This is a genomic window from Actinosynnema sp. NPDC020468 (assembly GCF_040642015.1).
GTDB lineage: Bacteria > Actinomycetota > Actinomycetes > Mycobacteriales > Pseudonocardiaceae > Actinosynnema.
Map to the genome: position 1 here is coordinate 1 of NZ_JBFAEO010000083.1, position 18194 is coordinate 18194.

The 18194-nt window shown below is 73.4% G+C and carries 14 protein-coding genes; 8 read left to right on the forward strand and 6 right to left on the reverse strand.

The genetic code is table 11. The features are described 5' to 3' along the window. Positions 1-387 (reverse strand): alpha/beta hydrolase (locus AB0G50_RS34715; protein WP_360117917.1); only part of this gene is annotated, 387 nt, incomplete at its 3' end. A gap of 168 nt (positions 388-555) precedes the next feature. Between AB0G50_RS34715 and AB0G50_RS34720 the strand changes: the two genes are divergently transcribed. Genes AB0G50_RS34720 through asnB form a run of 3 tightly spaced genes read left to right on the forward strand, consistent with a single transcriptional unit; the run spans position 556 to position 3730 of the window. Then, complete coding sequence (locus AB0G50_RS34720; RefSeq protein WP_360117920.1) at positions 556-906, forward strand: tyrosinase family oxidase copper chaperone; 351 nt, start codon at positions 556-558, stop codon at positions 904-906. 31 nt (positions 907-937) lie between these two features. Then, on the forward strand, positions 938-1858 hold the full coding sequence (locus AB0G50_RS34725) for a tyrosinase family protein (RefSeq protein ID WP_360117923.1): 921 nt from the start codon (positions 938-940) through the stop codon (positions 1856-1858). Between the two features lie 21 nt (positions 1859-1879). Further along, positions 1880-3730: an asparagine synthase (glutamine-hydrolyzing) gene (asnB, locus tag AB0G50_RS34730; RefSeq protein ID WP_360117926.1), complete on the forward strand. Its 1851-nt coding sequence runs from the start codon at positions 1880-1882 to the stop codon at positions 3728-3730. Positions 3731-3808: 78 nt separating this feature from the next. Here the strand turns inward: asnB and AB0G50_RS34735 are convergent, their stop codons facing one another. From AB0G50_RS34735 to AB0G50_RS34745, 3 genes are all read right to left on the reverse strand, one after another. Beyond that, entirely contained in the window at positions 3809-4729 is a 921-nt protein-coding gene (locus tag AB0G50_RS34735; RefSeq protein WP_360117929.1) for an AfsR/SARP family transcriptional regulator, read from the reverse strand. Between the two features lie 67 nt (positions 4730-4796). Beyond that, a complete protein-coding gene (locus tag AB0G50_RS34740; RefSeq protein ID WP_360117932.1) occupies positions 4797-5900 on the reverse strand; it encodes a transposase in 1104 nt (367 codons plus the stop codon). Next, the gene (locus AB0G50_RS34745) at positions 5897-6874 is read right to left on the reverse strand and encodes a hypothetical protein (RefSeq protein ID WP_360117935.1); all 978 of its coding nucleotides are present in this window, start codon (positions 6872-6874) and stop codon (positions 5897-5899) included. Before AB0G50_RS34745 ends, AB0G50_RS34740 begins: the two co-directional genes overlap by 4 nt. Before the next feature lie 320 nt (positions 6875-7194). Between AB0G50_RS34745 and AB0G50_RS34750 the strand changes: the two genes are divergently transcribed. Then, on the forward strand, positions 7195-7989 hold the full coding sequence (locus AB0G50_RS34750; RefSeq protein WP_360117953.1) for a helix-turn-helix transcriptional regulator: 795 nt from the start codon (positions 7195-7197) through the stop codon (positions 7987-7989). A 137-nt stretch (positions 7990-8126) separates the two neighbouring features. Then, a complete protein-coding gene (locus AB0G50_RS34755) occupies positions 8127-11516 on the forward strand; it encodes an acyltransferase domain-containing protein (protein WP_360117938.1) in 3390 nt (1129 codons plus the stop codon). Here the strand turns inward: AB0G50_RS34755 and AB0G50_RS34760 are convergent. Next, the gene (locus AB0G50_RS34760; protein ID WP_360117941.1) at positions 11513-14299 is read right to left on the reverse strand and encodes a BTAD domain-containing putative transcriptional regulator; all 2787 of its coding nucleotides are present in this window, start codon (positions 14297-14299) and stop codon (positions 11513-11515) included. The two genes, AB0G50_RS34755 and AB0G50_RS34760, sit on opposite strands and share 4 nt — an antisense overlap. Before the next feature lie 140 nt (positions 14300-14439). On the opposite strand from AB0G50_RS34760, the gene AB0G50_RS34765 reads away from it, so the two are divergent. Next, the gene (locus AB0G50_RS34765; protein WP_360117944.1) at positions 14440-14829 is read left to right on the forward strand and encodes a hypothetical protein; all 390 of its coding nucleotides are present in this window, start codon (positions 14440-14442) and stop codon (positions 14827-14829) included. Positions 14830-14963: 134 nt separating this feature from the next. Here AB0G50_RS34765 and AB0G50_RS34770 read toward each other — a convergent pair whose 3' ends face one another. After that, positions 14964-15794, reverse strand: a complete 831-nt coding sequence (locus tag AB0G50_RS34770) for an alpha/beta fold hydrolase (RefSeq protein ID WP_360117947.1) — start codon at positions 15792-15794, stop codon at positions 14964-14966. Positions 15795-16307: 513 nt separating this feature from the next. Between AB0G50_RS34770 and AB0G50_RS34775 the strand changes: the two genes are divergently transcribed. Together AB0G50_RS34775 and rdmE are read left to right on the forward strand one after the other, a co-directional pair. After that, the gene (locus AB0G50_RS34775) at positions 16308-16412 is read left to right on the forward strand and encodes a hypothetical protein (protein WP_360117956.1); all 105 of its coding nucleotides are present in this window, start codon (positions 16308-16310) and stop codon (positions 16410-16412) included. A gap of 175 nt (positions 16413-16587) precedes the next feature. Next, the coding region (gene rdmE, locus AB0G50_RS34780) for an aklavinone 12-hydroxylase RdmE (RefSeq protein WP_360117950.1) at positions 16588-18194 on the forward strand (1607 nt) is incomplete at its 3' end.

Sequence of the window (18194 nt, forward strand, 5' to 3'; positions counted from 1 at the left end):
GCCGAGCGCCGCGCTCTGCCGCAGCGTCGCCGACCGACCGGCCGCCCACGGCAGCAGCACCTCGTGCAGGCCGTGGTCGAAGTCCACCGCCACCACCACCGCGCCGGTGCGCGCCGCCAGCCGGGCGCACCTCCGGTCGTCTCCGGTCAGTCCACCCAGGACGAACGCCCCGCCGTGGAACCACAGGAGCACCGGTCGTGTCCCGGGTGGACCGGCCGGCGCGTAGACCCGCACCGGCACACCGTCGGCGGACAGGTCGTACGTGTCGAGCGGCCTCGCCGCCGCCCGCGACCGGTCGAACTCCAGCGCGCGGGCCCGCGCGGCCGGCACGTCGCTCAGGTCGTCGGGCGGGAACGCGGCGGCGGCCAACCTCAGTTCGGGATTCATCGACTACCTCCTCCAGTGCTGTCCACGCAGGCTAGGAAGTGGCGCTATCAAAGGTGTTTCACCGCTCCCCGGTCGTCGGAACCGCCGATATGCCGGGAAAACGGGGGTGATACGCCGACCGGCCACAGTGGTCCGACAACGGTGATCCGACGAGAGGGGTGTCCGGAGATGACGGTGAACAGGCGTGACGTGCTCAAGGTCGCGCTCATGGGTACCGCGACCGCCGGCCTGACCGCGGTGGCGGGAGTGGTGGCGACCAAGACCTTCGACGGCGCGGCCGCCGACGAGGGCCACACCGAGACCTACCGGGGCAGGCGGATCTGGGTCGGCGCGCAGGACGGCGACCCCGCCGCGACCGTCGACGGTCGCCCGCTGCACCTGATGCGGCTCGGCGACAACGCCTACCTGAGCTCGCTGTGCCACTACGGGGCGGAACCGACGCCGCTGGCCGCCGCCCGCCGGGCGGTCGACGAGCTGCGCGGCGCGAACCTGTTGCCCGCGAGCGCACACCACCACTGACGGGGTGAGGCCCGGGAAGGAGGACGAGACGATGGTGCACGTTCGCAAGAACCACCTCGCCATGACGGCGGACGAGAAGCGCAGGTTCGTCCGCGCCGTGCTGGAGGTCAAGCGCCGCGGGATCTACGACGAGCTGGTGCGCATCCACATCGAGATCAACTCCGGCGACTACCTGGACAAGGACACCGGGGTCCGGTTCGGCCACATCAACCCGGGGTTCTTCCCCTGGCACCGGCAGTACCTGATGGAGTTCGAGAACGCGCTGCGGTGCGTCGACCCGTCGGTCACCCTGCCCTACTGGGACTGGACCACCGACCAGTCGCCCGACTCCCCGTTGTGGGGCCCGGACTTCCTGGGCGGCACCGGGCGCGCGGGCGACGGCCGGGTGACGACCGGCGCGTTCGCCCGGAGCAACGGCTGGAAGCTGAACATCAGCGTGGTCCCGGTGGGCCCCGAGTCGCCGGCGCTCAACGGGCACTACACCACCGACGACCGGGACTACCTGGTCCGCGCCCTCGACCAGAGCGGCCAGATCCTGTCCCCGCCCCGGGAACTGGAGGACACCCTCGCGCTGCCGGTGTACGACTCGCCGCCGTGGAACCACGAGGTCGGCGGCACGCCGCCGTACGCCAGCTTCCGCAACCACCTGGAGGGCTACACCAAGTTCCCGTGGGACAACACCGGGCCGACCAAGTTGCACGGCGCGGGCCACCAGTGGGTCGGCGGTCACATGATGTACATCGGCTCGCCCAACGACCCGGTGTTCTTCCTGCACCACTGCTTCATCGACAAGATCTGGGCGACGTGGCAGGCGCGGCACCCCGACGTACCGCACTACCTGCCGATCGAGGAGAACCCGGATGTGCCGAGCCTGCACACCGTCCTCCCGCCGTGGAAGACGGCGAGCCCGGCCGACCTGATCGACCACACCAAGTTCTACGTCTACCGGTGACGGTGGAGGGAGAGGTTCCCGATGTGCGGCATCACCGGCTGGGTGAGCTACACCGACGACCTGCGGCGGCACGCCGAAGTCGCCGGGGCGATGACCGAGACGATGGCCTACCGCGGTCCCGACGACGAGGGGGTGTGGCTGTCACCGCACGCGGCGCTGGGCCACCGCCGGCTCGCGGTGATCGACATCGAGGGCGGCCGGCAGCCGATGGCCGCCCCCGGCGACCCCGGGCCCCCGGCGGTCATCACGTACTCCGGTGAGGTCTACAACTACCGCGAGCTGCGCGACGAGCTGCGCCGGCGGGGCAGGCGCTTCCACACCGACAGCGACACCGAGGTGGTGCTCAACGCCTACCTGGAGTGGGGCGACGGCCTGGTCGACCGGCTCAACGGCATCTACGCCTTCGCGATCTGGGACACCCGGACCGAGGAGCTGCTGCTGGTGCGCGACCGGATGGGCGTCAAACCGCTGTTCTACTACCCGCTGGCGCAGGGCGTGCTGTTCGGCTCGGAGCCGAAGGCGATCTTCGCCAACCCGCGGGCCGAGGCGGTCGTGGACGCCGACGGGCTGCGGGAGGTCTTCGGCAACGTGATGACGCCGGAGCACGCGGTGTTCCGCGGCATGGCCGAGGTGCGGCCCGGCCACCTGGTCCGGCTCTCGCGCCGCGGGCTGGTGAAGAAGTGCTACTGGAAGCTGGAGGCGCGCCCGCACACCGACGACCTCGACACCACGGTGGCCACCGTGCGGGGGCTGATGGAGGACATCGTCACGCGGCAGCTGATCTCCGACGTGCCGCTGTGCAGCCTGCTCTCCGGCGGCCTGGACTCGAGCGCGATCACCGCGCTCGCCGCCGAGGCGCTGCGCGAGCGGGGTGGCGGCCCGATCCGGTCGTTCTCGGTCGACTTCACCGGGCACGCCGAGCGGTTCCGCCCCAACGCGGTCTGGGTGGACGCGGACGCGCCCTACGTCACCGAGGTGGCGCGGCACCTGGCGGCCGACCACACCGACGTGACGCTGGACAACGGCGAGCTGCTCGACCCGGCGGTGCGCAAGGCCACGCTCCAGGCCCTGGACCTGCCGGTGGTCACCGGCGACATGGAGTACTCGCTCCACCTGCTGTTCCGGGCCGTGCGCGGTACGTCGACCGTGGCGCTCTCCGGCGAGTCGGCCGACGAGCTGTTCGGCGGGTACACCCAGTTCCACGACCCGGAGGCCGTCCACTCCGGCACGTTCCCCTGGCACACGCCGTTCACCAAGGCGGGCGGCGTCGAGGCGCTGCGCACCACCGGGTTGTGGGACCGGCTGGGGCTCACCGAGTACGTGCGCCGGCGCTACGACGAGGCGATGGCCGAGATGCCGCGTCTGGACGGCGAGCAGGGCCTCGAGGCGAAGATGCGCGAGGTGAGCTACCTGCACCTGACCAGGTTCATGACCTTCCTGCTCGACCGCAAGGACCGGATGAGCATGGCGGTCGGCCTGGAGGTGCGGGTGCCGTTCTGCGACCACCGGCTGGTCGAGTACGTGTTCAACACGCCGTGGGCGATGAAGACGTTCGACGGCCGGGAGAAGAGCCTGCTGCGCGCGGCCACCGCCCACCTGCTGCCGGAATCGGTGGTGCGCCGCAAGAAGAGCCCCTATCCGTCCACTCAGGACATCGGCTACGAGCTGAACCTGCGCGAGCAGGCGCAGCGGCTCCTCGACGGCGACTCGCCGGTGCTGGAGCTCGCCTCGCCCGAGGGGTTGCGCGCCCTGCTGGACCGACCGACCGGCTCGTTCGGCTTCGGCGGCCCGTTCAGCGGCCGGGCCGTGCTGGAGCGGATGGTCGACTTCGACGCCTGGGTCGCCGACCACGGCGTCACCGTCGCCGCCTAGACCGCCGGCAGGGTGGGTGAAGGCCCGGGTCGCCGATCGGCGACCCGGGCCCTTCGCGCGCGGGCACCCGGTGGCCGCTCAGCCGTCCGTCTCCCGCCACGACGTCACGACCTGGCGGAACGCCGCCAGGTCCGAGCGCAGCCGCGCGTTCTCGTGCTCCACGCGGCGCAGCCGGTCGAGGTCGAGCCGGTACCCGGCGCCCACGCCCACCAGCTGCGGCTCCGGCCGGGCCGGTCGGCGCGGCCCGTCGTCGCCGCACAGCACCGCCTGCTGCAACGCGCGCAGCTCGGCGCCGGGCTCGATGCCCAGCTCCCGGTCGAACAGGTGCCGGGTCGCCTGGAACACCCGGAGGGCGTCGGCCTGCCGGCCGGAGCGGTAGAAGGCCAGCATCAGCTGGGCGCACAACCGTTCCCGGAAGGGGTTCTCCGCCACGGCCGCGGCCAGTTCGCCGACCACGTCGCGGTGCAGGCCCAGTGCCAGCTCCAGGTCGAACCGCTCCTCCAGCACCAGGAGCTGCTCCTCGGCGAGCTTGGTCGACAGGGTGCGCACCAACTCGCTGTCCAGCCCCGCGCCCACCGGGCCCCGCCACAGCCCCAGCGCCGTGCGCCGCAGGCGGACGGCGTCCTCGGGCCGGCCGTCGGCCACCGCCTCCCCGGCCTGGCGCACCAGCCGGCGGAACCGGCCGAAGTCGGTGGCCTCCGCGGGCGCGCGCAGCAGGTAGCCGGCGTGGTGGGTCTCGATCGGGTCCGGGTCGCCGTCGAGCGAGGCGAGCCGTCGGCGCAGCGCCGACACGCAGATGCGCACCTGGGTGCGGGCCGACGCGGGCGGCGAGTCGTTCCAGATCGCGTCGATCAGCCGGTCGAACGGGACGGGCCTGCCTGCCTCCAGCAGGAGCATCGTGAGCAGGATCCGCTGTCGTGGACTGCCCAGTTCCACGAAGGTGCCCGATTGCTGCACCTCCAACGGTCCCAGGATCCTGTACTCCACTGGCTCGGTCATCGGCCCCTCCCAGGTGTTCGGCACGCCGGTGTCGTCTCGTGGTCTCGTGGTTCGGTGCGGGCGCGGCTCAGGCGTTGCGGGGCAGCACCGCCGCGCAGGCGGGCCTACCCTCCGCCCGGCGCAGCTCGTGGTGCGCGTGCGCGGCGGCCACCAGCGTCACGTGGTGGTGCCAGCCGGTGAACGAGCGGCCCTCGAAGTGCCGGAGCCCGTAGTCCTCGTACAGCTGGTTCAGGTGCTCGCCCCACGGTGCCGGCTCGATGGTCCGGACCAGCTCGGGCAGTCGCGCGGGCGGCGCGTTCGTCAGCCACGCGGCCAGCGGGCGTCGCCGGTCCGGCGACCACGCGGTGAGCACCCGGCGCGGTCGCCACAGCGAGTACGTCGGCGGAACCGGGCCGGGCCGGTCCGGCAGCGGCGCGGACACGGTGTACCGGGCGGTCCGCAGAACCGGGCGGACGGGCAGCACCCGACCGACCGACTCCGCGCCCACCCGCACCACGTAGGTCAGCCGCCGGCTCTCCAGCCCGTCGAGCAGCGCGTCCAGGCGGGGTTCGGCGCGGCCGTCGAGCAGCACCGGCGCGGGCGGAAGGCCCCACTCGCCGGTCATCTCGTCAAGCGCGTCGAACAGGTGGTGCCGGCGCGGCCGGTGTACCTCGCCGTCGGGCACCCGCGCCCGCGCCCGCCGCGCCGGGTCGTCGCCCCAGGACTTCGGCAGGAACAGCCGCCAGTTCACCGCGCAGGCGCGCTCGTCGTTGCGCAGGAACACCGCCAGGCCCAGCTGGCAGTTCAGCGCCCGGCCCAGCGAGTGCGCCCGCTGGTTGGCCACCCCGACCGAGCCGGTGCCGTTCTTGGGCAGGACGACCTCTTCGACGACCCAGGCGTGCGGGCGCAGTCCGGCCGCCACCCGGTGTGCCAGGTCGCGCCGGACCGGCTCCCACCGCCACGGGCTCTGGTTGACGAACTGCTGGAGCGACTGCTCGACCCGCCGGTCGACCACCGTCCCGGCGATCCGCGGGATCGACTTGCGGCCGGGCACGAACAGCAGTCCGCGCACGTAGACCTCGGCCCAGCGGCGCTGCTCGGCCCGGGTGAGCGTGGCGAAGACCTCCTGGACGAACCGCCGCACCGGCGGGACCGCCACCGGCACGCGGGACAACGGGCGGGCACCTCTCATCGGCGCACCACGTCCTCGGGGCGCAGCAGCAGCCGGTTCGACAGCATCACCGAGTGGGGCGCGTAGCGCACCCGGTTGTCCTGGAACGCCGCCCAGGCCGCGTCGAACTCGCGCTCGACCGGCATCCCGCACCCGACCACGACCCGCAGGCTGTCGGAGAACGCGTGCTCCTCCCTACCTTGCAGGCTGATCCGCGTCCGGGGCACCGCGACGCCGGCCAGCGCGGCCAGCCGCTGAAGGCAGGCGGCACCGCTGTCGAGCAGCACCCTGGTGTGCGGCGGCGCCCAGCCCGGGGCGACCGCGTCGACCAGCGCCGCGGCGTCCATCATCACCACCGCCGCCGTGGTCCACGCCAGCGCGCCGTTGGGCCGGTGGTAGAGCAGGCCGGGGTGGCACAGGTGGCTGCGGTGGACGTCGGACATCCAGCCGGCCCACTCGGCGAACCGCGCGTCCAACTCGGTGCGCGAGCCGTCGCGCAGGCAGCAGGTCAACACGCCCTCGGCGTCGTCCGGTGTGTGTGCCGCGAACCGGGTGACCAGTCGTTCCCGGCGCTCGTGCGCGGCGACGTGCCACACGACGTAGACGACGAACGCGGCCAGCACGAGCACGGTCGACACGACCAGCGCCACCGCCAGCAGCGAGCCGGGCCAGCCCGACCGGAGCACCAGGCGCGACCGGCGCGCCTCGACCACCGCGGCGCCGAGAGCCAGCAGCACGAACCCCAGGGCGAGGCCGCCCAGCCAGCCGAGCACCATCAGGCACAGCCCCAGCGGCGCGGCGAAGTCCATCACCCGCCGGCCACCGTCGCCGGGCACCCGCCGGGCGAGGACCGCGGCGGGCCGGGCGACGGCCCACGCCGCCCACACGGCGGCGCGCGCGGGGACGCCCCGGGGGCAGAAGAGCGTGCGCAGCACGCTGAGCGCGACCACGCCCAGCACGAAGACGCCTGTCACCGCGGCCGTCACCTGCGGCATGGGTCGACACCTCCAGTCGAACCGTCGACGCCCCCGGTCGGACCGTTCTGGTCCCAGCCTGCCCGGTTCCCGCGAACCGACCCAGTACGCACTTGTGCCGGCACTCGCGGTACCAGTCTGGTGAATACCCGTGGTAATCGGACGTAATCACTCGGTTACGCACTGCGCCGTTCAGCGTACGGAACCGGCGACCGGACATTTGATTCACGCCGAAACAACCACGAACCGATGTGCATTCCACCTAGAATTTCCCCATGCGCGCGTCCGGTGCCCCGAACCGCAGCAGCCCGGTCGGTTAGCGGACCGGCTGTCCCGTGACCATGGACAACACCAACAAGGACGAACTCGGGCGCTTCCTGCGCAGCCGGCGCGAACGGATCACCCCCGCGTCCGTCGGCCTCCCGACAGGCCCGCGCCGGCGCACCAAGGGGTTGCGCCGCGAGGAGGTGGCGGTGCTCGCCGGCCTGAGCCCGACCTGGTACACCTACCTCGAGCAGGGCCGCGACATCCGCCCGTCGCCGGAAGTGCTCGACAGCCTGGCCCGCGTGCTCGGCCTGTCCGAGGACGAGCGGCGCTACATGCACATGCTGGCCTACGGGCAAGTGGTGAACCCGAAGCCGCTGCGGCTGGACGTGCCGGTGCCGGACCTGGTCGGCCGGCTGGTCGGGCTCACCGCGAGCAACACCTACCCGGTGTACGCGACCAACCAGTACTGCGACCTCCTCGCGTGGAACCCGGCCGCCCTGGAGTGGTACGACGACTGGTCGGTGCTGCCCGAGGGCAGGCGCAACTTCCTGCGCTGGCTGCTGACCTCGCCGGTGGCCCGGCGCCGGCTGCCCGACTGGGAGGACGACACCCGCGACACGGTGGCCCGCTGGCGGGCCGAGGTCGCCAAGGCGCCGGACGACCGCAGGATGCGCGAACTCGTCACCGAGTTCGGCGAACTCGATTCCGACTTCACCCGCTGGTGGAACGACCACGAAGTGCAGGAACACCGATCCGCCATCCGCCGCTTCCGGCTCGGGAACGCACCGGTCCGCACGCTGCGAATCGTGCCGGTGCAGTCGGTCGCGCTCTCCTCCTGCGGCATCGTCTTTCACGTGCCGGTCGAATAGGGTACGCGAATTCGTCGGCACCGCCGGTGTTCTCCGGGACTCCGTTACTTGCCGTTGACTTCCGCCACGACCGGTCAAGAAAGTGCGATGCGCTCGCTTATCACCGTGCTCGCCGGTCGATCGGGAGGGGAATGATCGTGGAGAACGCATCGGACGCACTGGGGTACGACGCCCGGCGGGGAACGGGCCGGGACCCGGTGGCCGTCGTCGGGATGTCCTGCCGACTGCCGGGCGCCGCCGACCCGGGTCGATTATGGACGGTCCTCGCCGAGGGCGCGGACGTCGTCACCGAGGTGCCGGCCGACCGGTTCGACGTCGACCGCTGGTACGACCCCCGCCCCGCCAGTCCCGGCCGGATCGTCAGCCGCGCGGGGGGCTTCATCGACGGCGTCGCCGAGTTCGACGCGGCGTTCTTCGGCCTGTCCGCGCACACCGCGGTCCGGCTCGACCCTCAGCAGCGGCTGCTGCTGACCCTGGCCTGGGAGGCGCTGGAGGACGCCGGCGTCGTGCCGGGCGACATCGCCGGCAGCCGCGCCGGCGTGTACGTCGGGTGCGTGTCCTCGGGCTACTGGGACGTGCTGCGCGGTGCCGGTCTGGTCGACCTGCACGCCGCCATGGGCGTCGAGCTCGGCGGCACGACGGCGGGCTGGCTGTCGCACCTGCTGGACCTGCGGGGGCCGAGCATGGGGGTGGAGGCCGCGTGCTCGACCTCGATGCTGGGCGTGCACCTGGCGTGCCGGGCCATCTGGTCCGGCGAGGTCGACACCGCCCTGGTCGGCGGGTCGAACCTGCTCCTGTCCCCCGACCTGTACTTCAGCCTGTCCGAGGCGGAGATGCTCTCGCCGCGGGGCCGCTGCCGGTTCGGCGAGGCGTCGGCCGACGGCTACGTGCGCAGTGAGGGCGCCGTCGTGCTGCTGCTCAAGCGGCTGTCGGCGGCGGTGGCCGACGGAGACCGGGTGCACGCCGTCATCCGCGGCACGGCGGCGGTCAACAACGGCCGCGGCGGCGGCACCATGATGACGCCGAGCGCGGCGGGGCAGGCCGACATGCTGCGGGCCGCGTGCGCCGACGCCGGGGTGGCGCCGGGCGACCTGGACTACGTGGAGGCGCACGGTACCGGGACGCGGATCGGGGACCACGTCGAGTTGACCGCGCTCAAGGAGGTCGTGGGCCAGGGCCGCCCGGCGGGGCAGCGGTGCCTGGTCGGTTCGGTGAAGTCCAACCTCGGGCACACCGAGGTCGCGGCCGGCCTGATCGGACTGCTCAAAACCGCGCTCGCGCTGCGCCACCGGACGATCCCGGCGACCCTGCACGTCGACACCCCCAACCCGCTGCTCGACGGCGAGGACGTGCCGCTCGAACTGGCCACCCGCCGCCGCCCGTGGCCGGACCGCGGCCGCCCGCCGCTGGCCGGTGTCAGCGCGTTCGGGTTGACCGGCACCAACGTCCACGTCGTGCTGGAGACGGCGGAACCGACCGTCCCGTCGGGAGGAACCGGCGCCGCGCCGCCCGTGTTCGCCGCAGACGCGTCCGCCGGCGCGGTGCGTGCCCCCACCGGAACCGCACCCGCCGGAATCGGTACCGCGGTGCCCGGGTTCGCCGCGGGCGCGTCCGCCACCGCGCCGCCCGCCGAAGCCACCCCCACCGGAGTCGGCACCGCGGTGCGCGTCGAAGCCGACCTGGGCGGGGCTGTGCGCGTGGAAGTCGCGTGCGCCAGAGCCGCCGCCCTGGCCGGGATCGCGCTCTACGGAGCCGCGTCCGCCGCCGCTCTGGCCGTCCCCGCGTCCGACCCCGTCCCCACCGACTTCGACACCGGCGACCTCGACACCGGCGCGGGGTACGTGCTGCCGCTGTCCGCGCGCGACCCCGGCGCGCTGCGCAGGCTGGCCGACCGCTACCGCGAGCTGCTGGCGACCGTGGCGACGGCCGGGGAACTGAGCGACATCTGCTTCACCGCCGGTGCCAGGCGGGCGCACCACGAGCACCGGGCCGCCGTCCACGGCGCGGACCCGCGGGCGCTGGCGGAGGCGTTGCGCGCGGTGGTCGAGGGGACGCCCGCCGAGTCGGCGGTCCGGTCCGCGAAGGCCGTGACCGAGCCGCCGCGGGTCGTCTTCGTGTTCCCCGGCCAGGGCTCGCAGTGGGCGGGGATGGGGCGGGAGCTGCTCGCCACCGACCCCGTGTTCGCCCGCCGGTTCACCGAGTGCGCCGACGCGGTGCGGGCCGAGCTGGGGTGGTCGCCGGTCGAGGTGGTCGAGTCGGGGACCGAACCGACCGCGGTCGACGAGGTGCAGCCGGTGCTGTGGGCGGTGCAGGTGGCGCTGGCGGCGGTGTGGCGCGCGGCGGGCGTCGAGCCGGACCTGGTCGTCGGCCATTCCATGGGCGAGGTCGCCGCGGCGGTCGTGGCCGGCGCGCTGACCGTGGCCGAGGGCGCCGCGGTCGTGTGCCGGCGCAGCGTGCTGCTGGCCGGGCTGGCCGAACCGGGGCGCATGTGGGCCGTGCAGCTGGGCGAGCGCCCGGTGCGGGAGCTGATCGGCGGGCACGCCGGTGACGTGGCGGTCGGCGTGGTCAACAGCGGTCGCGCGATCGTGCTGTCCGGCCGGCCCGGCGCCGTGGAGGAGGTCGTCCGCGCGGCGCGCGACCGCGGTGTGTTCTGCCGCCAGGTCAAGGTGGACTACGCCTCCCACTCGCCGCTGGTGGAACCGCTGCGCGAGCACCTCGTCGCGGCCCTGGCGGACCTGAGGCCGCGGCCCGGCGACGTCCCGGTGCACTCGACGGCCTACGGCCGGCGCGTCGACGGCACCGAGCTCGACGGCCGGTACTGGATGGACAACCTGCGCCTGCCGGTGCGCTTCGACGCCGCGATCACGGCGGCGTCGAAGGGCCGGCACGACACCCTGTTCGTGGAGATCAGCCCCCACCCGCTGCTGGTGCCGGCGATCGAGGACGGCATCGACGGCGCCGCCGAGGTCGTCGGCTCGCTGCGGCGCGGCGAGCCCGAACGGGCGGCACTGCGGTCCGGACTGGCGGTGGCGTACGCGCGGGGCTGCGCCGTGGACTGGCGGACGCTGTACCCGGGAGCCCGCTTCACCGCGCCGCCCGCGTACCCGTGGTCGGGCCGGCACTTCTGGGCGCCCACCGGCGACCGCGCCCCCGTCGCGACTACGCCGACCGCACCACCGTTCCCGGAGGCACAGCGCGACCAGGTCGGGCTCCCCGCCGCGTGCTCCGCCGAGGAGCTCACCCGGCTGCTGGTCCGGCAGGCCGCCGCGGTCCTCGCGGCCGAACCCGACGACATCGACCCGACCGTCCCCCTGGTCGCGGCCGGCCTGGACTCGCTGTTGGCCACCCGGCTGCGCCGACGCGTCGAGGCCGAGCTGAACGTCCCGATCGCCGTCGGCGACCTGCTCCACACCCGCCCACTGGCGGACATCGCCGCCGACCTGGCCGATCGCCGATCCCGGCACCCTGGCGCCCCGGCGCACGACGCGTGCGTCCACCCCGGACACAGCGGTCAGGTGCCGTCCTAGAAGGACTTCGGCCGGCGTGCCGGCGGGCGCCCGGGCGGAGCGACGTCGGCGCCGAGCTGTTCCAGGACGCGATCGAGATCGGCGGTTCGTCCCTGGGCCCGGTAGAGCGAGGCGGCGACCTCCCACTGGTCGCGGGCCTGGTCACGGCGGCCGAGAGCACGCAGCGCGGTGCCGAGTCGGTCGAGCGTGTCGGCCACCATGCGGGTGTTGCCCTCCTCGCGGAACATCGCGGCCGAGGTCCGGAGAAGTGCCACCGCGCGCCGCGCGTCGCCGGTGCGCACCGCGACGTGCCCCAACGTGGCGAGCGCGTTGGCCTCGATGTCGCGGTCGGGGTGTTCCCGCAGCACGGGGAGAACGGCCTCGCACAGGGAGATCGCGAGGTCGTGGCGGTCGAGGTGGGCGGCGCTGTGGGCCGCGACGGCTCGGACCCTGGCCACCTGGAGCGGGCCCCTCGACCTGAGCGTCACGTCGATGGCGCGGGTGGCGCCGCGCAGCGCTTCCTCGTGCCGATTCCCGTTGCTCCAGGCCAGCACGAGGGCCATGTGGACACCGGACAGGCAACGACCGTCGCCCAGGTCTTCGGCGAGGGCGAGCGCGGTGCGCAGGTGCCCGACGCCCTCGTCGAGCGCTCCGGCCTCGCACAGCGCGGAACCGAGGAACCGGTGGGCGTCGCCGAGCACGGCGGGGTCGTCCAGTTCCAGCGCGGAACGCAGGGCGGTCCGGCAGGCGGCGACGCGCTCCTCGAAGGCCGCCGTCATGTACTGGAACGGGTACAGGTGGCGCTCCACCAGGTGGGCGGCGCGGTGTTCGCCCAAGTCGGCGGCCGTCCGCTGGACCGCCAACACGCACAGGCGTTCGCGGTGGTACCAGGCCCACGCCTGCTCCCGCGACGTCAACCGCTCACCGGGGTGCCTCGGTCGGTCCAGGCCGCGGGTCGGATCACCGAGGTTCGGCGCGACCAGCCGCGACGCGGCCGCGGCCGTGCGCACGTGGTGTTCCACGACCCTGCGCAGCGCCGCCTCGCCGTCCCGCACCGGCACCCCCGCGGCGTACTGGCGGACCAGGTCGTGCATCCGGTAGCGGCCTTCGGCGTCCTGCTCGAGGAGCGAGGCGTGCTCCACCCCTCGCAGCACGGCCCTGGTCTCGGACATCGGCCGCCCCAGCAGCGCGGACGCGGCGGGGAGTCCGATGTCCGGGCCCGGCGCGATGCCGATCAACGCGAACGCGCCGGCCTGCTCGGGGGCCAACGCCCGGTGGGACCACGACAGCACGGCGGGCAGACCGACGGCCGGTTCCACCTCGAGTGCGCCCAGACCCGATTCGGCCAACTCGGCCGCCAGCGCGGCCAACGGGAGTCGAGGCCGGATCTGCGCCCGGCCGGCGATGATGCCCAACGCCAACGGCAGTCCGGCGCACGACCCGACGATCGCGTCGACCGCGGTGGGTTCGGCGGCGACCCGGTCCACGCCGAGTCGACCGGCGAGGGCGGCGCGCGCCTCGTCGTCGGTGAGCACGTCCGGGGCGAGGTGGTGGACGGCGTGCCCGGTGATCAGCCCTGGAAGGTGGTTGCGGCTGGTGACCAGCACGGTGCACGTGCCGCCACCGGGCAGCAGCGGCACGACCTGCTCGGAACCGGCCGCGTTGTCGAGCAGGACCAGCATCCGCTTGTCGGCGACCAGGCTGCGGAACAACGCCGACTGGGCGTGCGGGTCGGTCGGGACCGCGCCTTGTCGCACACCCAGTGCCTCGAGGAAGCCGCGCACGGCGGTGGCCGCCTCCATCGGCTGCCCGTCGGTGCCGAACCCGCGCAGGTCGACGAACAGCTGCCCGTCGGGGAACCTCTCCAGCCGGAGGTGTGCCCAGTGCAGCGCCAACCAGGTCTTGCCGAGGCCGCCTCCACCGGCGATCACGACCATCGCCCCGGACGACGCGTCCGACACGGCGTCCAGCCTTCGCAGGTCGTCCTGGCGGCCGGCGAAGGCGGTGGGGGCCGCGGGCAGTTGACGGGGAACCGTCACCGGAGTGCCGGTGGGCGCGAGGTGTGCGGCGGGGTCCAAGGCGGGGTCGGACGCCAGGATCCGCCGGTGCAACTCCCGCAACGAACCACCGGGGTCCATGCCCGACATCTCGGCCAACCGTGCCCGGTGCCGCTGGTAGTGCTCCAGCGCGTCGGCGACGCGACCTGATTGGTGCAGCGCGAGCAGGTACTGGCCCGCGACCCGGTCGTCCAGCGGGTGTTCGGCCGCCTCGACGGCCAGGTCACCCACCAGTTCCCCGCCTTCGCCGAGGCGCAGCCGGGTGTCGACCAGGTCGCGCCGGACGTCGAGCCGTTCCAGGCGCAACCGCTCCCGCTCGGTCTCCGACCACTCCCCGGTCACACCGGTCAGCGGCTCTCCGCGCCACAGGTCCAGCGCCTCCGACAGCAACCGCGCCGCCCTGGTGTCGTCGGCGGCGCGGGCCCGTGCGCACAGGTCGCGGAACCGGAGGAGGTCGACCGCGGACACGTCGACCGCGAGCAGGTATCCACCCGATCTGCGGAACAGCTCGACACCGTCGACGTCCGCCAGCACCTGCCGCAACCGCGAGAGGTAGGTCAGCACCGTGCTCCGCGCCCGCAGGGGAGGCCCGACGTCCCAGACCCGCTCGGTCAGCCGCTCCACCGACACGACGCGGTTGACGTCGACCGCCAACGCCACCCACACGCACCGCTGTCTGGCCGGGCCCAGGTCCACTCGACGGTCGCCCACCAGCACCGCCACTTCGCCCAGCAGGCGAAGCTCCACCCTCCGAACCTCCACCAGACCCGGCTTAGCCGGTCGGTCCAGGGGATTCGAGGAAATCACCGAAGGTTCACACGTTCGGCGAGGCACCGTGTGGCTACGAGGAAGCCCGTCAGGGGCCTTGGACCACAGGGAGCCACATCATGAACTCTCGGAACAGCGCGATCGCCGCGTCGATCTTCGCGGTCGGCGTGGCGCTGAGCCTCGCGCCGGCCGCGTCGGCCACACCGTCCGACGACGGGACGAGCGCCGCCGCGGCCGCCTGCCGATCACTGCGCCCCGGTGTCTGGGGGTGCCGCGCGGTGAACCCGGTGCCGGTCTACCGCGACCACGCCCGACTCGGCGACGCGCCCCTTCGCTGGATCCAGGGCGGTTGGTTCGAGACCAACTGCAAGAACGACTCCGGCAACTACAGCGGCCCCGGCCCGCATTCCCACCGCTGGGAGTACACCACCTACGGGGGCGCCGGCGGGTGGGTCCCGGACAGCAAGGTCCACGACGAGACCAACCCCGTCCAGAACTGCCCGCGCTAGAACCTCGCGACGCTCCGGCCGATCCACACCCCCGCGCACGCGGAGTCCGGTGGGCACACGTGCCCGCCGGACCTGCGGTCGCGACGTGGGACGTGCTCCTCGCGGCGCTCGTGGCACGCACGCGCGAGCTCTGGTCACGCGTCGAGCAGGAAGCCGTCCACGAGGTCCGGGCGGCGCAGGCTCAACGCGTGGGTGCCGCCCGGCACGACCCGCACGTCCCAGTCCGGCCGCACGGTCGTCAGTCGCGCGGTCACCTCGGCGGTGCGGTGGATCTCGCTGCGCTCGCCCAGCAGCACCCGGACCGGCGCGGTGACGGCGCGCAGCTCGTCGTCGGACAGCGGGAGGATCGGAGGCACCTGCACCCGGTACCCGAAAGCCACGCCCAGCAACGGTTTCACCGCCTGGCGGGCCGTCTCGTCCACCCTCGCGCGCCGCGGCACCAGCGACGGGAACGCCAAGCCCGCGAACGTGACCAGGCTCGACAGGTGGAAGCGCGCCCCCACCCGCCCGAAGCCCGCCGGTTCGACCGCGTGGACCCCGCCGACCGCGGAGGGCTCACGAGCGGCCAGGTTCAACGCCAGCCACGCGCCCCGCGAGATCCCCGCCAGGTGCGGGCGGGCCAGCGACAACCCCGTGAGCACCGACGACAACCACGACGCGCAGTCCTCCGCACCGGTCAGGTCGGCCGTCTGCGCACTCAGACCCGGCTCGCCGATCGTGTCGACCGCGTACAGGGTGTGGTGCGCGCCAAGGGTTTCCGCGTGGTGCCGCCACGTCAACGAGTTGCCGAACACCCCGTGCAGCAGCACCAGCGCGGGCCCCGTGCCACTGCGCCGAACCCTCGTCGTGCCGAACGCCGTCGGCACGTCCAGCTCCTCCGCCGGTCCGGGCCACCGGGCCCGCTGCGCCTCGTAAACCTCAGAAAACCGTTGCCGCGCCTTGTCGTTCGCGAACCTGCCCACCATCGCGCACCCCCGCGAACCAGCGTACCGGTACCCCAGGACCCGGGGGAAAGCACGCCCAGCGGGTCGCGGCACAGCGCGAGCACGCCCCACCCGTGGGCGCCCACGGCCCGACGCCCGTGGGCCGGCATGGCGGGTCGCCGGCCGGACCCGAGATCCCAGAACTCCACTGTGGACCAACGACGGAATCCTCTGGCCTCGAATAGGTATCGACCACTGCGCCCTGCACCGCGCACAGCGTCACCGAGGCCACCGGGCAGGATCGGGGGTCCGAGGCCAGGTCGCCGCCCATCCGAGCGCCGCTCAGGTGCGCCACCTCGTCGAACCGGCCGGTCGCCCGCTCGATCCGCGCGGCCGTCAGCGCGGGGGTGGCCGAGATCGCGAAAGGCGGCGTGGACGCGCACCGGTCGTGGCTCCACAACCTGCTGGCGATGACGACCACCGAGGTGGAACCGCCCGGCGGCGAACACCGACGGGTCCGCCCACGCGTTCGCCGAGTCCGAGGAACGGACCCGCCTGTGGGAGCGAGCGGTGGCGATCTACAAGCCCTACGCGACCTACACCGATCGGACGATCCCCGTAGTCGTACTCGAACCCGCCGACACCACACCGACCGAATAGACCCCGGACACCGGGCGGTCCACGCCGGCTGCACGATCATCGCCGTCCGCCGGGTGACCGACGTCGCGAATCAAGGGCGGTCGATTAAGCACTTGACGGTGAAATATTTCGAATTCTAGGTTTTTCCCGGGCGAAGCGTTGATCGACGGCAGGGGCAACGGTCGTGGGGGAACGGGTGCCGGTACTGGTCGTGGGGGCAGGACTGGCCGGTCTGGCCGGCGCGATGTTCCTGGCGCAGCGCGGAGTCGAGGTGCTGCTGGTCGAGCGGCGCTCCGGGACCTCGCTGTTCCCCAGGGCCGTGGGGCAGAACCAGCGCACGATGGAACTGCTGGGGTTCGGCGGGATCGCCGAGGACGTGCCGGTGCTCGCCCCGGGTCCGGCCAGGTTCCGGGTCAGGGTCGCGGCCAGTCTGCCGGGGCCGACCTTCCACGAAGAGGTCTCCGAGACCGACGCCGCGGACATCGGCGTCCTGTCCCCCGCCAGGCTGGGCACGGCCGGCCAGGACAAGCTGGAGCCGCTCCTGCGCCGGCGCGCCGAGGAGCTCGGCGCCGACCTGCGCTTCGACACCGAACTGGTGTCCTTCAACCAGGATGACGACGGGGTGACCGCCGTGCTGCGCGGGCGCCACGACGGGCGGACGAGCCGGGTGCGGGCGGACTACCTCGTCGCCGCCGACGGCAACCGCAGCGGTGTGCGCGAGGCGCTCGGCGTCGACCGGCACGGCCCCGGCGGCCTCGGGCACCACGTCAGCATCATCTTCGACGCCGACCTCGGCGATCTGGTCGACCCGGAGCGGGCGACGCTGCACGTGCTCCACAACGAGCACGCCGACGGCGTGTTCGTCACCGTCGACCACGCCATCGGCCGGCACCTGTACAGCATCGGTGACGACCCGGCCGGCGGACGGTCACCGGAGGACTTCACCACCGAGCGGTGCACCGAGCTGATCCGGTTGATCACCGAGCTGCCGGACCTCGAACCGGAGATCAGGGCCGTGCGGCCGTGGGAGATGGCGGCCGCGGTGGCGGCCCGGTTCCGGGTGGGGCGGGTGTTGTTGGCAGGCGACGCCGCGAAGGTCACCCCGCCGAGCGGCGGGTTCGGCGGCAACACGGCGGTCGGCGACGCCTACGACCTGGCGTGGAAGCTCGCCGCGGTGCTCGACTCCACGGCCGGAGCCGAGCTGCTGGACACCTACGACGCCGAGCGGCGCCCGATCGCCGAACGCGTCGTCGCCGAGGCACTGCGGTTGACGGCCCGCCGCGGTCCCGCGCCGACCGCCGAGGACACGACCGCCGAGCAGCCCTCCGACCAGCAGCGCGCGGTCGAACTCACCCTCGGGTTCCGCTACCGCTCCGCCTCGGTCCTCACGGAGGACGACGATCCGGCGGACACCGAGGACCCGTACCGACCAACCGGCCGACCCGGATTCCGCGCACCGCACGTGTGGCTGCACCGCAACGGCGCCCGACTGTCCACAGTGGACCTCTTCGGCCACGGCTTCGTCCTGCTGACCGGCCCGGAGGGCGGATTCTGGACCGACGCCGCCGACGACACCGCCACGCGTCTCGGCACCACCCTGCGAACCCACGCGATCGGTGACGAACTGGCCGACACCGACGACGAGTTCCTCACCCGGTACGGGATCCGCGCATCGGGCGCGAGCCTGATCCGACCGGACGGCGTCGTCGCGTGGCGCACCGTCAACGCAGCAGCCGGGTCACGTCGCTCGCCGCCACGCCGGCGCGCAGCATCTGCCGCTGGGTGCCGTCGCCCGGGTCGAAC

Coding starts and splice junctions, on each gene's coding strand:
- AB0G50_RS34750 (WP_360117953.1), top strand. CDS start 7,195: ATGGACAACACCAACAAGGACGAACTCGGGCGCTTCCTGCGCAGCCGG.
- AB0G50_RS34770 (WP_360117947.1), bottom strand. CDS start 15,794: ATGGTGGGCAGGTTCGCGAACGACAAGGCGCGGCAACGGTTTTCTGAG.
- asnB (WP_360117926.1), top strand. CDS start 1,880: ATGTGCGGCATCACCGGCTGGGTGAGCTACACCGACGACCTGCGGCGG.
- AB0G50_RS34740 (WP_360117932.1), bottom strand. CDS start 5,900: ATGAGAGGTGCCCGCCCGTTGTCCCGCGTGCCGGTGGCGGTCCCGCCG.
- AB0G50_RS34765 (WP_360117944.1), top strand. CDS start 14,440: ATGAACTCTCGGAACAGCGCGATCGCCGCGTCGATCTTCGCGGTCGGC.
- AB0G50_RS34745 (WP_360117935.1), bottom strand. CDS start 6,874: ATGCCGCAGGTGACGGCCGCGGTGACAGGCGTCTTCGTGCTGGGCGTG.
- AB0G50_RS34720 (WP_360117920.1), top strand. CDS start 556: ATGACGGTGAACAGGCGTGACGTGCTCAAGGTCGCGCTCATGGGTACC.
- AB0G50_RS34735 (WP_360117929.1), bottom strand. CDS start 4,729: ATGACCGAGCCAGTGGAGTACAGGATCCTGGGACCGTTGGAGGTGCAG.
- AB0G50_RS34725 (WP_360117923.1), top strand. CDS start 938: ATGGTGCACGTTCGCAAGAACCACCTCGCCATGACGGCGGACGAGAAG.